This is a genomic window from Alkalicoccobacillus porphyridii, assembly GCF_007293315.1.
GTDB classification, from domain to species: Bacteria; Bacillota; Bacilli; order Bacillales; family Bacillaceae_D; genus Alkalicoccobacillus; species Alkalicoccobacillus porphyridii.
This window is the reverse complement of record NZ_VLXZ01000143.1, coordinates 1-293: the sequence shown is the minus strand read 5'-3', so window position 1 is coordinate 293 and position 293 is coordinate 1. Positions and strand designations below refer to the sequence as shown.

At 56.0% G+C, this 293-nt stretch carries 1 protein-coding gene; it reads left to right on the top strand.

The genetic code is table 11. The annotated features are described in order from the left end of the window. Nucleotides 1-18: 18 nt before the first annotated feature. A partial coding sequence (locus FN960_RS23835) for a ferrochelatase (protein WP_185971137.1) occupies nucleotides 19-293 on the top strand: 275 nt, incomplete at its 3' end.

Sequence of the window (293 nt, the reverse complement as noted above, 5' to 3'; positions counted from 1 at the left end):
AATCGATAAGAGGCGGTAATGCGTCAGACTAAAACCGGTATCCTGCTGGCAAACCTGGGTACGCCCGATGCCCCCACACCTGAAGCGGTAAAACGCTATCTGAAACAATTTTTAAGCGACAGACGCGTGGTTGATACCTCACGGTTGTTATGGTGGCCATTGCTGCGCGGCGTGATTTTGCCGCTGCGCTCGCCGCGTGTGGCGAAGCTGTATGCCTCTGTCTGGATGGAAGGTGGCTCGCCGCTGATGGTTTACAGCCGTCAGCAACAGCAGGCGCTGGCACAACGTTTACC